This is a genomic window from Formosa algae, assembly GCF_001439665.1.
GTDB classification, from domain to species: Bacteria; Bacteroidota; Bacteroidia; order Flavobacteriales; family Flavobacteriaceae; genus Formosa; species Formosa algae.
In genome coordinates, this window is the sequence record NZ_LMAK01000078.1 from 65,396 (window position 1) to 80,228 (window position 14,833).

At 34.0% G+C, this 14,833-nt stretch carries 10 protein-coding genes; 1 reads left to right on the plus strand and 9 read right to left on the minus strand.

The window, feature by feature from the left end:
• Nucleotides 1–4: 4 nt before the first annotated feature.
• The 9 genes from AST99_RS17020 to asnB form a co-directional block, all read right to left on the minus strand.
• Nucleotides 5–586 (minus strand): DUF4202 domain-containing protein, encoded by a 582-nt coding sequence (locus AST99_RS17020; RefSeq protein WP_057784056.1) that lies wholly within the window; start codon nt 584–586, stop codon nt 5–7.
• 29 nt (nt 587–615) lie between these two features.
• Entirely contained in the window at nt 616–993 is a 378-nt protein-coding gene (nirD, locus tag AST99_RS17025; protein WP_057783823.1) for a nitrite reductase small subunit NirD, read from the minus strand.
• Nucleotides 994–1,025: 32 nt separating this feature from the next.
• A complete protein-coding gene (gene nirB, locus AST99_RS17030) occupies nt 1,026–3,563 on the minus strand; it encodes a nitrite reductase large subunit NirB (RefSeq protein WP_057783824.1) in 2,538 nt (845 codons plus the stop codon).
• Nucleotides 3,564–3,949: 386 nt separating this feature from the next.
• A complete protein-coding gene (secDF, locus tag AST99_RS17035) occupies nt 3,950–6,916 on the minus strand; it encodes a protein translocase subunit SecDF (protein ID WP_057783825.1) in 2,967 nt (988 codons plus the stop codon).
• A gap of 230 nt (nt 6,917–7,146) precedes the next feature.
• The gene (locus AST99_RS17040; RefSeq protein WP_057783827.1) at nt 7,147–7,764 is read right to left on the minus strand and encodes a hypothetical protein; all 618 of its coding nucleotides are present in this window, start codon (nt 7,762–7,764) and stop codon (nt 7,147–7,149) included.
• A gap of 141 nt (nt 7,765–7,905) precedes the next feature.
• Nucleotides 7,906–8,721 carry a universal stress protein gene (locus AST99_RS17045; protein ID WP_057783829.1) on the minus strand — a complete coding sequence of 272 codons (816 nt, stop codon included), beginning with the start codon at nt 8,719–8,721 and terminating at the stop codon, nt 7,906–7,908.
• 174 nt (nt 8,722–8,895) lie between these two features.
• Nucleotides 8,896–9,822 (minus strand): malate dehydrogenase, encoded by a 927-nt coding sequence (gene mdh, locus AST99_RS17050; RefSeq protein WP_057783831.1) that lies wholly within the window; start codon nt 9,820–9,822, stop codon nt 8,896–8,898.
• 221 nt (nt 9,823–10,043) lie between these two features.
• Nucleotides 10,044–11,984: a DNA topoisomerase (ATP-hydrolyzing) subunit B gene (gene gyrB, locus AST99_RS17055; RefSeq protein WP_057783833.1), complete on the minus strand. Its 1,941-nt coding sequence runs from the start codon at nt 11,982–11,984 to the stop codon at nt 10,044–10,046.
• Between the two features lie 311 nt (nt 11,985–12,295).
• Nucleotides 12,296–13,963 carry an asparagine synthase B gene (gene asnB, locus AST99_RS17060; protein ID WP_057783835.1) on the minus strand — a complete coding sequence of 556 codons (1,668 nt, stop codon included), beginning with the start codon at nt 13,961–13,963 and terminating at the stop codon, nt 12,296–12,298.
• A gap of 236 nt (nt 13,964–14,199) precedes the next feature.
• On the opposite strand from asnB, the gene AST99_RS17065 reads away from it, so the two are divergent.
• Nucleotides 14,200–14,733 (plus strand): DUF2911 domain-containing protein, encoded by a 534-nt coding sequence (locus AST99_RS17065; protein ID WP_057783837.1) that lies wholly within the window; start codon nt 14,200–14,202, stop codon nt 14,731–14,733.
• The last annotated feature ends 100 nt before the right edge of the window (nt 14,734–14,833 follow it).

Sequence of the window (14,833 nt, forward strand, 5' to 3'; positions counted from 1 at the left end):
TGATTTAAGCCAAAGCTTGTTTAATAAGATTTAAACTAGATTCTGAATATGGTAATGTCATTGCTTTTTTATGAGCAGCATCAGACATTTTATTCCAAGTTTTCTGAACAATATCTATTAATTTATCGGTATCGTGTTTCTTCGCGAAATCCTCAAAATAAAACTGTAGAAAAACCAAACACACCACATCTTCTAACGTTTGTGAATCTGGATCTTTTTTAAAAGATTTTTTGCTAATTATAAACTTTACACGATCTATAAATTCTGCATCATAACCTACAGATTCTAAAATCTCGGCGGTTATATTAGCATGCATTTTTTTAAGATCGTTACGCCAATTCATATATCCTGGTTTTGTCATAGGATAATCCTTTCTAGGAATCTCCCAACGGCAAATATGTTGTGCACGAACAGCGATTTGTAAGGCTTCTGAAGCTGTTGGCATATAATCTAAAAGGCAATCCGTCATGCGCTGAGAATACAACAATTCTTTTGGCATAGATGTCCCGTTCTCTATTTCGCGATTTAAGTCTTGAGCATTTTTTTCATCGATTAATGCTATGGCCTGTTCAAATTTTGTACTCACAATGTTATAGTTTTGGATATCTATCAAATCTATTCAGAAAATCCGATATACACAAAGTTGTCTTCTATTTTTACAGGATAAATTGCTATAGGATCTAAATCGCCATTCAGATTTTCACCTGTCAGTAACGAAAATGTTTTTTTGTGCAACGGACATGCAATTTTAGGTATTCCTTTTTGATCGCCTAACATGCCACGAGACAATACCATTTCTTGTTTTTCTGGAGATAAATTCTGGCAAGCATACCAAGCATTTAGTCTTGAAAAGTTAAACACAGCAATTTGTAGGTCTTTATATTTTACACAAGCTCCACCATCATTAGGAAATGCGTCTACTGAAGCAGCTTTAAACCACACCGTAACTTCATTGTCTTTAACCGTTTTGTATTTTGAGAGTACTTCTTCCATAAATGTCTATTTTAAAACAATAACTTATATACTTAAAGGGTTACTTCTTTAGCTTCTTTTTCCCAATGCTTTGGCATTTTCTGATCTCTTAGTGGTACAAATACCAAGTTATCATCTCTATCATCTGAATTAACGAAGTGACTGAAACGTTTTTTCATGTCTTCATTTTCAATAGCTTGTTTCCACTCACATTCGTAAGCATCAACTAAAAATTGCATATCTTTTTCTAACTCTTCAACAATGTTCAAACTGTCCTCTATTACAATTTTCTTCAATTGCTCTATTCCACCCTCTAATTTATCCAACCAAGCAGCTGTTCGCATTAACGGTGCAGCGGTTTGTATGTAATACATTAAATAGCGATCTATATATTTTATTACGGTTTCGTTATCTATTTTTTCAGCTAATAGCTCTGCATGTCTTGGTGTTGCGCCACCATTTCCTCCTACGTATAAATTCCATCCACCTTCTACAGCAATCACGCCGAAATCTTTTCCGCGAGCTTCTGCACATTCTCTAATACAGCCAGACACACCACCCTTTATTTTATGAGGCGAACGCAAACCTTTGTATCTATTTTCTAAAGCAATAGCAAACGAGACGCTTTCGTCTAATCCGTAACGACACCATGTAGAACCCACACAACTTTTTACCGTACGTAATGATTTTCCATAAGCATGTCCGCTTTCAAATCCAGCATCTATTAATTCTTTCCAAATGGCAGGTAAATCGTTTAACTGCGCGCCAAAGAAATCGATACGAGCACCACCTGTAATTTTTGTATATAAGTTGTATTTCGATCCTATCTGCCCTAACACAATTAAACCTTCTGGCGTAATCTCTCCTCCTGCAATTCTCGGCACCACAGAGTACGTTCCGTTACGTTGTATATTGGCTAAAAACTTATCGTTGGTGTCTTGGGTTACATCTTCTTTATTAGGAGTTATATTATATAAACTTGCAAAAATAGAAGACACTACAGGCTTACATGTTTCGCAACCATGTCCCGTACCACAAGCATCTAAGACCTCATTAAAATTGGTTAATTTTTTAACTTTTACTATACCGTATAATTCTTGACGACTATATTCAAAATGTTCGCAAATGACATTTTTTACAGTTTTCCCTAAAGATTTTAAAGTTTCGTTGACTAAATCTGTAACCATAGGTTTACAACCTCCACAGCTTGTACTGGCTTTTGTTGCAGAAACAACACTAGCTAAATCTTCGCAAGAACCATCTTTAATAGCACCACAAATCTGACCTTTGCTTACATTCTCGCAAGAACAAATTTGAGCTTCATCTGGTAAATCTAAAGCACTACCAAAAGCACCGCCTTCTGTTGCTGGCAAGATTAACTGAGCAGGATCTTCAGGAATAGCCATACCATTTAAAAATACTTGGTGTAACATATTATAATCTGAAGCATCTCCAACAAGGATTCCTCCTAATAGGGATTTTCCATCTAAACTGACATTAATACGTTTATATAAATGCTGTGTTTTATTTTCGAAAATCACCGAATGCCCTTTTGAAGCAGGCATAAAAGGTTCTCCAAAACTCGCTACATCTACTCCTATTAATTTTAATTTGGTAGACATGTCTATTTCTGCCGGCATTAACACATCTGCATCACCTATAATTTGACTCGCAGCAACTTCTGCCATATCATAACCAGGTGCGACTAATCCATATATCATCTGATTATACAAAGCAACTTCACCGATAGCAAACACATCAGGATCTGAAGTTTGCATTTTGTTATTTACAACAATACCGCCACGAACTCCCATTTCTAAATCGCAAGTTTTACCTAGCTCATCTCGCGGACGAATTCCTGCAGAAATAATTAACATTTCTACATCTAACTTATCGTCTTCTCCAAACTCCATTCCTGTAATGTAACCCTCATCTCCTAAGATTTGATTGGTCGCTTTACTTAAATGAATATTTAAACCTATAGATTCTAGCTTCAATTGTAGAACCTGACTACTTCTAGAATCTAATTGTCTTGGCATTAATTTAGGAGCAAATTCTACAATATGAGGTTCTAATCCCATATCCATTACCGCTTTCCCTGCTTCTAAACCTAACAAACCACCACCAAGCACAGCGGCTTTAGCATTGGGATTGGTCGCTTTTAGTTTAGCAGCATATGCTAACATACCTTCTAAATCTTCTATGGTTCTATACACAAACACACCTTCCTTCTCTACCCCTTTAATTGGCGGGACAAAAGGAGAAGATCCAGTCGCTAATACCAAATAATCGTAATCATATTCTTCATCATCTACACTAGTGATTGTTTTTTTATCTCTATGTATATCAGAAATGCGAACTTCTGTAATTAACTCGATGTTATGTTCTTCATACCAAGATCTCGGAGCCATCTCTAAAGCTTTAGCATCTTGACTCTCGAAAAATTCACTTAAATGAACACGATCGTACGCAGGTCTTGGCTCTTCTCCAAAAACAGTTATTTTAAATGCTTCACTTCCTGCTTTGGCTACAAATTTTTCACAAAACTTATACCCAACCATGCCGTTTCCTACAACTATCACTTTTTTCATATACGTAGTTATTTTTCGATTACTTATTCCAAAAGTAAGTATTAATACTTAATTATAGAGCTAAAAAGACACAAAAACTTCATTTAATACGTATTATTGTCAATACAGAAAACAAAAGGCTATAAAATTATTAATAATGAAATTCCATTAGCTATTTTTAATATAGTTGATTTATAATCCTCACGATATCAGATACCTTTCAAGCTAACTAATAAGCTACAAATAAGTTTAACACACTAAATAGTTTAAAATATTTTATAACACACGACGACACAAAAGCGCAAGTTAAAATAAGTGAATCAGTAAAAAACAGACTAAAAAGGCACAAAAAAGCCCTCTAAACTTTCGCTTAGAGGGCTTTTAATCTATTAGAAAATGATTATTACTTACGCAGCAACTTCATCTCCTTCTTTTAATTTTCTTTTCTTTTCTGAAGCAGCTAAAGTATCATACATGATAGGTGTTGCAATAAATAATGAAGAGTATGTACCCACGACAACCCCAACTATTAATGCAAACATGAAACCACGAATTGAATCTCCACCAAAAGCAAAGATTGCTAATAATACCACTAAAGTAGTTAACGATGTATTTAACGTTCTACTCAAAGTACTACTTAAAGATACATTTACTACTTTATTTAAATTCCATCCGGTATGGATATGGAAGTACTCACGAATTCTATCAAATACAACCACGGTATCATTCAGCGAGTAACCAATTACGGTTAAGATGGCTGCGATAAATGATTGATCGATCTCCATGTTAAATGGCATGAATTTATAAGTTAAAGAGAATACACCTAATACAATAATAACATCGTGGAATACTGCAGCTACAGCACCTAATGAATATTGCCATTTTTTGAAACGGAATAAGATATATAAGAACACTACGATTAACGATCCTAAAACAGCCCAGAATGATTCTTTCTTAATATCATCTGCAATGGTTGGACTTACTTTATAAGATTTCATTAAACCAATTGTTTTGTGTTGGTTATCGCTAATAAAGTCTTCGTAAGAAATCCCTGTTAAATGTGGCTCTAAAGCTGTGTATAAATCTTTTCTGATTTCTTCATCAACTTCTGCACTTGTTTCGTTTACTTTATATTTAGTTGTAATTTTTACTTGGTTAGAGCTACCAAATGTTTTAGCATCTGCACTACCAAAAGCTTCATTTAATGTTGGTAATAATTCTGAAGGCGTAATAGCTTCATCAAAACGCACTTGGTAATTTCTACCTCCAACAAAATCTACACCTTGATCTAATCCGTTAGTAAATAAAGATCCTAAACTTATCACGATTAAAGTTCCTGAAAGGATGTAAGCAATTTTACGTTTTTGAAGGAATTCAATATTAATATTTCTAAATAATTTTTTAGTAATTGCTGTAGAGAAATCTAAGTTTCCACCACGGTTTACATACCAGTCAATTAATAATCTCGTAATAAAAATTGCCGTAAATAAAGACGTTACAATACCAATTAATAAGGTAGTCGCGAATCCTTTAATTGGACCAGTACCAAATACAAATAAGATTAAAGCTGTTAAACCAGTTGTAATGTTTGCATCTAAAATTGAAGATAATGCATTACTAAAACCATCTTGTATGGCTTCCCTTTGACCTTTACCATTTGCTATTTCTTCACGAATACGTTCAAAAATTAATACGTTCGCATCTACCGACATACCAATAGTTAATACAATACCAGCAATACCAGGTAAGGTTAATACAGCACCTAATCCAGATAATACACCAAAGATTAATAAGATGTTTAATGCCATTGCAATATCAGCAAATCCACCAGCTTTACCGTAGTAAAATAACATCCATACTAATACTAGTATTAAAGCGATAACAAATGAAATCTCACCACTATCAATAGCTTCTTGACCTAAAGATGGTCCTACAACTTCACTTTGAATAATATCTGCAGAAGCAGGTAATTTACCAGCACGTAATACGTTTGCTAAATCGACAGCTTCGTTTAATGTAAAGTTTCCAGAAATTTCTGAATTACCGCCTGCAATTGCTCCTGTTGTTACACCTGGCGCAGAATACACTACGTTATCTAAAACAATAGCAATTTGGCTTTGTTGAGAATATGCTTTTCCAGTCATTTCTTCCCAAACTTTAGCACCTTTAGCATTCATTTGCATAGATACTGCAGGCTTCCCTAATTGATCGTATTGTTGTGTTGCATTTGTAATAACTGCTCCACTCATAGGTGGTACATTTTCTCTGTTACCAATTAACGCATATAAACCTACAGCTTCACTGTTTTGTTCTGGCATACCAAAAGCAAACTTAACATAACGTTGCTCTACTGGAAGTAAGGCTCTAATATCAGATCTATTTAAATAGTCTAAAACAGTTTGCTTGTCTTTAATATTAAATTGAGCTACAATTGGACCACCTTGGTAACCTTGTCCGATAATTAAATCTAATAACGGATTTGCATCTACATTAGTTGAATCTGTTACAGCTTCACCTAATAAATCATCAATCTGAGAATCGCTATCTGAAACCTCATCTCCAGAAACATCTTCTGTCGTATCTTTAGTCGCAGCAACTTCTGTTTTAAGCACATTGTTTGCTTGAATAATAAAAGGAATTAAAGTCTCACCTTTATAAACATCCCAAAATTCTAATTGCGCTGTACTTTGTAATAATTTTTTAGCACGCTCTACATCTTTAACACCTGGTAATTCTACTAAGATACGTCCAGATTCTCCTAAACGTTGAATGTTTGGAGATGTTACCCCAAATTCATCAATACGCTTACGTAATACTTCAAAAGCAGACGTAATAGATTCGTCAATTTTCTTATCAATAATTGGCTTCACTTGGTCGTCTGTCATATCAAAAGTAATCTCATCACTTAACGATCTGTTCGCAAAAATATCTGGAGAAGCTAATTTAGTATCTCCTTTAATTTTGTCGAATGCGATATAGAAATCTTCTAAATATGTATTCTGACTGTTTTTCTGAAGTTCTGAAGCATCATCTAACGCTTTGTTAAATGCTGGTTCGCTAGTATGGTTAGCTAATCCTTTTAAGATATCTTTTACAGACACCTGAAGAATAACGTTTATCCCTCCTTTTAGGTCAAGACCAAGGTTCATGGCCTTATCTTTTACCTCACCATAAGTGTAATCTGCAACCCCTAAGTTAAATACTTTTTCGGTTGATAATGAATCTAAATACTGAGCCTCTTTTACCGAGTCTCCATTAGAATACGCTTTTGCCGCGTCTTCGATACTGTTTGCTTTAAACGTGAACGATAATTGGTAAATACTTACCAAACCGAACAAGACTGCAAACAACTTTACTAATCCTTTATTCTGCATTATTTAATTATTTATTAATCAATATTTTGAATATGTATGCTGTACAGAAGACGGCGATACATCTAATTTTTAGTTTTGTGTACGTGAAATATAGCATGAAGTAAATTTACTTTGCTAATGGGAAGTTGTGAGCTACATGACTACACAACATATCTTATTAAGTGGAGTGTATAACGTCTTTACACTTTACAGACGTTATTCTAAAAAAGCTGAATGCCTAGAGACCTCCTTTAAGCTAAAGGTCCTGCCCGAACTTCGGGTATTTTTTTAGAATTATTATCTATTGCAAGCGCAATATCTCTATAAAATTTATAAGCGACTTTAATTGAAGGTAATTCAATTACATGAACTGTAGAACCTAATAGCGGGTGTGAATTTGTATTATTATAGTGATGACTACTCGCTTTTAATTCTATTGCTACTTTTCCTGCATGGCTAAATGCAAAATCTGATGCTTTATGAATTTCAAAAACATCAAAGTTATATGTAACAGCAGCGTCTTTATTATTTAAAGGGAATTGTTGGTGTTCTGAATTAGAATCGTCAAACTCTAAAGTATCATCATCAGATAAAATTTCTTTAATATGTTCTACATCAGAATTTGAGTAATACGTTATTTTTAAAGTCCCGTCTTCAGCTTCACTAACCTGAATATTTTCAGCACCAATATTTTCTAATTGTTGCTTTACTATTGAAATGGTATGCTCTGTTTTGTCTTGTACCACAACATCACCAGAAAATTGTAAAACAATCTCCTGATTAGGCACAACTTTTTGCTGCTGACTTACAACACCAAAAAATAAGGCTACAGTTACTATAAAAGTACTAATGTACCATTTCAAATTCATGCGCCAAATATATAAAAATTTTAAGATTAGTTTCTATGGTTATTCGTTTATTATCCGTACCAAAATTAAACTCTTAATAATTGTGTTGATTAAAGTAAAAATAGCCCTACAAATAATCTTAATTAGATTTTAAAGATGACATTATTTTACAGGAATAGATAGCAAAGGAATATTTAAACCAGAAGCCATAACTCGCGTTTTACTTTTATGAATTAAAGATTCCCAAAACCCGTATTCTCTAGGAATCATGACTAACAAGTCTGAATGAAACGTTTTTATTTCACGTTCAATCTCTTCAATTACCGTATCAGATTTTACATTCTTGTATAAATAATCTACTTGCTCTAATTCCTTATCTATGTTCCCCAGAGTAGACTTATTAAATTTTAATTCGTCTATCATTTTATCGACATAAAATACGGTAACTTCAGATTTTAATTTTGTAGAAATCTGACGGAGTTTAGCTAAGGTTTTTAACGGCACATCTTGCATTAAGTCGCAAGCAAAAAGGATTTTTTTCATACCGTTAAATTTTGCGTGAATTGGAATAGCCAATACCGGAAACTTCTTCATACTAATTAGCGTGGTTGTTGGATTTCCAATTAAATTTTGTTCTAAAGATTTATCAGACATACCAATAACTAATAATGAAGATTCATTAGCACACATCAAATCGTCTATATTAAACTCCAACTGCGCGTAGCGACACTTATATTCTACTTCTATATCGAATGCTGTTTTCAATTGCTTTGCTGTAACTTCTAATCGATCAATATTATTTTGCATTAAGTCATTGATTGATGCCGCAGGAAGCAAAGTATTAGAAGCGTGAAGCGGGATTTGAAAAGCGTTAAAAAGAATAAGCTTGACATTAAAATGTTTCGCTAATGCTGCGGCATATAGCTCAGCATTATCAGATAATTTTGAAAAATTTGTTGCAACTACTATTGGTCCCATAACACGATAAATTTAGCTACCTCTAAGGTATTAAATTTCTCATTTTTCAACAAAAATAACGGCCTTTAATTAGCAGTAAATACACCCGAAATTCATCTCAAAACATACAAAAATTAAGGCATAAAAAAAGACTGTCATTACAGACAGTCTCTTATATAAAAAGTTTAAAACAAATTAGAATTCTAATAACCCATTTGTTTTCTTAACACCTTCAGCACTTGCTGCTAAATGCGCTTTTTCTTCTTCGTTAAGTGTAATATCTACTATTTTTTCGATACCGTCTTTACCTAAAACCACTGGCACACCTAAACAGATATCTGTTAAACCGTATTCTCCATCTAATAATGTAGAACAAGGGAAAATCTTTTTAGTATCGCAAGCAATAGCTTGTACCATTCCTGATACAGCTGCACCTGGTGCATACCAAGCTGAGGTTCCTAATAATTTAGTTAATGTTGCTCCACCAACTTTAGTATCTTCTTTTACTTGATTTAAACGCTCTTCAGATAAAAATTCTGAAACAGGCACACTATTTCTAGTTGCTAAACGTGTTAATGGGAACATTCCTGTATCGCTATGTCCACCAATTACCATTCCGTCTACATCGCTAATAGGTGCTCCTAAAGCTTCTGCTAATCTGTATTTAAAACGTGCAGAATCTAAAGCTCCACCCATTCCGATAATTCTATTTTTTGGTAAACCTGTAGCTTTATGCGCTAAATACGTCATTGTATCCATAGGATTACTTACCACAATAAGAATCATATTAGGAGAATGCTCTAATAAACTAGTTGATACATTTTTTACAATACCAGCGTTAATACCGATAAGCTCTTCTCTTGTCATTCCTGGTTTTCTAGGAATACCACTTGTAATTACACAAACATCACTACCAGCAGTTTGGCTATAATCGCCAGTTACACCTGTAATTTTTGTGTCGAATCCGTTTAAAGATGCAGTTTGCATTAAATCCATTGCTTTACCTTCAGCAAAACCTTCTTTAATGTCTAACAATACAACTTCTGAAGCAAAGTTTTTAATAGCAATATATTCTGCACAACTTGCACCTACTGCTCCTGCTCCAACTACTGTTACTTTCATTTTATTTTTATTTTAAAGATTCAAAAATTATTTTTCTTTTTGCTAATTTAACACATTTAATACAATTCGACCACGCTAGAATCTCTTATTATAATAATATTACAATTTAAAGACTAGATTTCTCAATTTAACGTAAAACCAACTTGTTCAAATCTTAAATATGCCATTAACAACATATTAAAAAAAACACCTTAAACTAAAAACTTAAGGTGTTATTATATTTACGCATCAATTTTAGCGTATACTGCATTTTTCTCGATAAACTCACGACGTGGTGGTACCTCATCTCCCATTAACATAGAGAAAATACGATCGGCTTCTCCACCGTTATCGATATTTACTTGTCTTAATGTTCTAAAGTTTGGATTCATAGTCGTATCCCAAAGTTGCTCGGCATTCATTTCTCCAAGACCTTTATAACGTTGAATACCTGCAGAACCTCCAAATTGTTGTACTAAACCATCACGTTCAGAATCACTCCAAGCATATTCTTTTTTAGCCCCTTTCTTTACTAAATATAAAGGTGGCGTTGCAATATAAATATGCCCATTTTCAATAAGTTCTCTCATGTATCTAAAGAAGAATGTTAAGATTAAAGTTGCAATGTGACTACCATCAATATCGGCATCACACATAATCACAACTTTATGGTAACGTAATTTAGACAAGTTAAGCGCTTTACTATCTTCTTCTGTTCCTATAGTAACCCCAAGAGCTGTAAAGATATTCTTGATTTCTTCGTTTTCAAAAACCTTGTGTTGCATGGCTTTTTCAACATTAAGAATTTTACCACGTAAAGGTAAGATGGCTTGAAACGCACGGTCACGACCTTGTTTAGCCGTTCCACCCGCCGAATCTCCCTCGACAAGGAATACTTCACATTTTGAAGGATCTTGTTCTGAACAGTCACTTAATTTTCCAGGTAAACCACCAATACTCATCACGGTTTTACGCTGCACCATTTCACGAGCCTTTTGTGCTGCATGGCGGGCTTGAGCAGCAAGAATTACTTTTTGAACTATTATTTTAGCATCATCTGGGTGCTCTTCTAAATAGTCGGTTAACATTTCTGAAACCGCTTGACTCACTGAAGCAGAAACTTCTCTGTTTCCTAATTTTGTTTTTGTTTGCCCTTCGAACTGTGGTTCTTGAACTTTTACAGAAATAATTGCAGTTAAGCCTTCACGGAAATCATCTCCAGAAATTTCGAACTTTAATTTATCTGTTAATCCAGAACTATCTGCGTATTTTTTAAGTGTATGGGTTAAACCACGTCTAAAACCAGAAAGGTGTGTCCCACCTTCGTGTGTATTAATGTTGTTTACATACGAGTGTAAATTTTCTGCGTAAGAGGTATTATAAATCATTGCTACTTCTACAGGAATATCATTCTTTTCCCCTTCAAAAGCAATAACTTCCGTAATAATTGGCTCGCGATTACCGTCTAAAAACTTTACAAACTCTTTTAAACCTTCGTCAGAATGAAAGGTTTCAACATCATGTTCGCCAGCTTCATTTTTAATTCTTTTATCAATAAGCGTAATGGTAATTCCTTTATTAAGGTATGCCAATTCACGTAATCTGCTTGCTAAAGTATCGTAACTATATTCTAATGTTTGCTTAAAAATAGTAGGATCCGGCTTAAAGGTAACGACTGTACCTCTTAAATCTGTTTCACCAACTGCTTTTACTGGATATAAAGATTTCCCACGCTCATATTCTTGTTCCCATATGGTTCCATCTCTATAAACGGTAGCAGTTAAATGTTCAGATAATGCGTTAACACAACTTACACCAACACCATGAAGACCACCAGATACCTTGTAAGAATCTTTATCGAATTTACCACCTGCACCAATTTTAGTCATAACAACTTCTAAGGCAGAGATTCCTTCTTTCTTATGTAAATCTACAGGGATACCACGACCGTTATCTTCTGTAGTAATAGAATTGTCTTCATTAATAATAACTTTAATGACGTCGCAATGTCCTGCTAAGGCCTCATCGATAGAGTTATCCACTACTTCGTAAACTAAGTGGTGAAGACCTCTTACTCCAACATCTCCAATATACATGGAAGGACGCATTCTAACATGCTCCATACCCTCTAAAGCCTGTATACTATCGGCCGAGTAATTGTGTTTTTTAGCTTCTTCGCTCATAAAATATTAAATGTTATACTTTTTTGATTTATAATCATAAAAAAAATGATGCATTCGCACCATTTTGAATACTAACAAATATACGAATTTAAAGGCAGTTTAAAAAGAATTTAACGCAGGAAGGCTTAAAATTATCAACATTTGTTAATTAACACAAGTATGCTAAAAATGGCTTAAAACAGCCTTAAATTAAATATTCGTGTTTTTTAACATGATGTTAAAATGACAAAAACCTCAAAATCTCTGATACATGAGATTTTGAGGTTTCTTAAACACTAAATTTATTATAAAAACGCTTCTAATTCTAAGTTTTACTTGTACGCTTCTGTATGCACATTTGCAACTGCTCTTCCACTTGGGTCGTTCATGTTTTTAAATGCTTCATCCCATTCTAATGCAATTTTAGTACTACAAGCCACACTTGCTTCTTGAGGCACACATAATGCAGCCGCATCGCTAGGGAAATGTTCTGCAAAAATTGAACGGTAATAAAACTCTTCTTTACTTGTTGGCGTTTGTAACGGAAACTTGTATTTCGCATTTGCTAATTGCTCGTCTGATACTTCTGTTGCAACTACTTCTTTTAACGTATCGATCCAGCTGTATCCAACACCATCACTAAATTGTTCTTTTTGTCTCCATGCTACACTTTCAGGAATCATGTCTTCAAATGCTTTACGAACTACCCATTTTTCCATGCGTTCTCCGTTAATCATTTTATCTTGCGGATTGATACGCATAGCGACATCCATAAATTCTTTATCTAAGAAAGGTACACGTCCTTCAATTCCCCAAGCCGCTAAACTTTTATTAGCTCTTAAACAATCGTACATATGAAGTTTACTTAATTTACGTACGGTTTCTTCATGAAATTCTTGAGCATTTGGTGCCTTATGAAAGTATAAATACCCTCCAAATAATTCGTCTGCTCCTTCTCCAGACAATACCATTTTAATTCCCATTGACTTAATAACACGTGCCATTAAGTACATTGGTGTGCTGGCACGAATTGTAGTAACATCGTAAGTTTCTAGGTTATACACTACATCGCGAATCGCATCTAAACCTTCTTGGATGGTAAATTTAATTTCGTGGTGAATGGTTTTAATATGATCTGCAACTTTACGCGCCGCAGCTAAATCTGGCGACCCCTCTAAACCAACAGAAAAACTGTGTAATTGTGGGTACCAAGCATCAGACTCATCATCGCTTTCAATACGTTTTTGGGCATATTTTTTAGCAATTGCAGATGTTACTGAAGAATCTAATCCTCCTGAAAGCAATACACCGTAAGGCACATCAGACATTAACTGTCTGTGCACAGCTGCTTCTAAAGCGTCTTTAATTTCTTTAATACTGGTTTCGTTATCTTTTACTGCATCATATTCTGTCCATTCTCTATTGTACCATTTTACAAATTCTCCGTCTTTACTAGACATATAATGTCCTGGTGGAAATAATTCAATTTTAGTACATTGTCCTTCTAATGCTTTTAATTCTGAAGCGACATAAAAGGTTCCGTTCTGATCCCATCCTATATATAAAGGAATAATTCCCATATGGTCACGAGCCACAAAATATTCATCTTTTTCTACATCATAAATAGCAAAACCAAAAATTCCGTTCATTTCATCAACGAAATCAGGTCCTTTTTCTTTGTATAATGCTAAGATAACTTCACAGTCAGATTCTGTTTGAAAATCGTATTTTCCTTCAAATTGCTTACGAAGTTCGCGGTGATTGTATATTTCTCCGTTTGCTGCAAGCACTAATGTTTCATCAGGGCTAAATAAAGGTTGTTTTCCAGAAGCTGGATCAACAATAGCTAAACGTTCGTGCGCCATAATAGCTTTGTCATTACTAAAAATCCCACTCCAGTCTGGTCCACGGTGACGAATTTTTTTTGACATTTCTAAAACTTGAGGTCTTAAATCATCCGTTTTCTGTTTCAAATCGAATGCACATACAATTCCACACATAATCTATATATTTTTAATTCTTTTTATTTTAATTCTTAAGCAAATATGAATATATCATTCACATAATAAAACAACAAACAAGTTATTAGTTACAATTTGAAACAAATAAACAATAATTTAATTAAATATGAAACTGAATTCAAAAATTGAGCTTTCAATATTTTAATTTTGTAAACTTTAATAAAAAATATCGACCTTTACCTAAGACTTAATATTCAATAATAAAAAACTCAATTATGAAATTACTTAAAGCATCTGTATTCTGTTTATTAGTAGCATTTAGCGCTAATACTGAAATGCACGCACAAAAATTTAGCTCGTTAGACAAGAGCCCATTGGATGCTGCGGCATACCCTGCAAGCAGTAAAGTAACTAACAAAACAATGAAAGTTATTTATAGCAGACCACAACTTAATAACAGAGAATTATACGACTTAGTGCCGCTAGGAAAAGTATGGAGATTAGGAGCAAACGAATCTGCTGAAATTACATTTTACAAAGATTCTCACTTTGGAGATACTCCAGTAAAAGCTGGAACATATTCTTTATTTGCAATTCGCGAGGAAAAAACTTGGACTTTAATTCTTAATAAAGATTTAAATGCTTGGGGAGCTTACTCGTACAACCCAGACAATGATATTGCACGTGCTAAAGGTTTAGTATCTATTGATGCAGAATCTATTGAAGCATTTTCTATTGCTTTTGATGAAGAAGGGACAATGTATTTAGCATGGGGAACAACTCGTGTATCTTTACCTTTTAAAAGCTAAAACCTTTTGATTTATAACATACAAAAGCCGCTTTCAATTAAGAAAGCGGCTTTTTTTTTATTTTAATGCGCTTATTAAACCACGCATACTAGAATTATTT

What these genes read in the sequence shown, in the direction of transcription:
- AST99_RS17065 (WP_057783837.1), top strand. Translation starts at nt 14,200, where the DNA reads ATGAAATTACTTAAAGCATCTGTATTCTGTTTATTAGTAGCATTTAGC.
- nirD (WP_057783823.1), bottom strand. Translation starts at nt 993, where the DNA reads ATGGAAGAAGTACTCTCAAAATACAAAACGGTTAAAGACAATGAAGTT.
- AST99_RS17045 (WP_057783829.1), bottom strand. Translation starts at nt 8,721, where the DNA reads ATGGGACCAATAGTAGTTGCAACAAATTTTTCAAAATTATCTGATAAT.
- mdh (WP_057783831.1), bottom strand. Translation starts at nt 9,822, where the DNA reads ATGAAAGTAACAGTAGTTGGAGCAGGAGCAGTAGGTGCAAGTTGTGCA.
- nirB (WP_057783824.1), bottom strand. Translation starts at nt 3,563, where the DNA reads ATGAAAAAAGTGATAGTTGTAGGAAACGGCATGGTTGGGTATAAGTTT.
- asnB (WP_057783835.1), bottom strand. Translation starts at nt 13,963, where the DNA reads ATGTGTGGAATTGTATGTGCATTCGATTTGAAACAGAAAACGGATGAT.
- AST99_RS17040 (WP_057783827.1), bottom strand. Translation starts at nt 7,764, where the DNA reads ATGAATTTGAAATGGTACATTAGTACTTTTATAGTAACTGTAGCCTTA.
- gyrB (WP_057783833.1), bottom strand. Translation starts at nt 11,984, where the DNA reads ATGAGCGAAGAAGCTAAAAAACACAATTACTCGGCCGATAGTATACAG.
- secDF (WP_057783825.1), bottom strand. Translation starts at nt 6,916, where the DNA reads ATGCAGAATAAAGGATTAGTAAAGTTGTTTGCAGTCTTGTTCGGTTTG.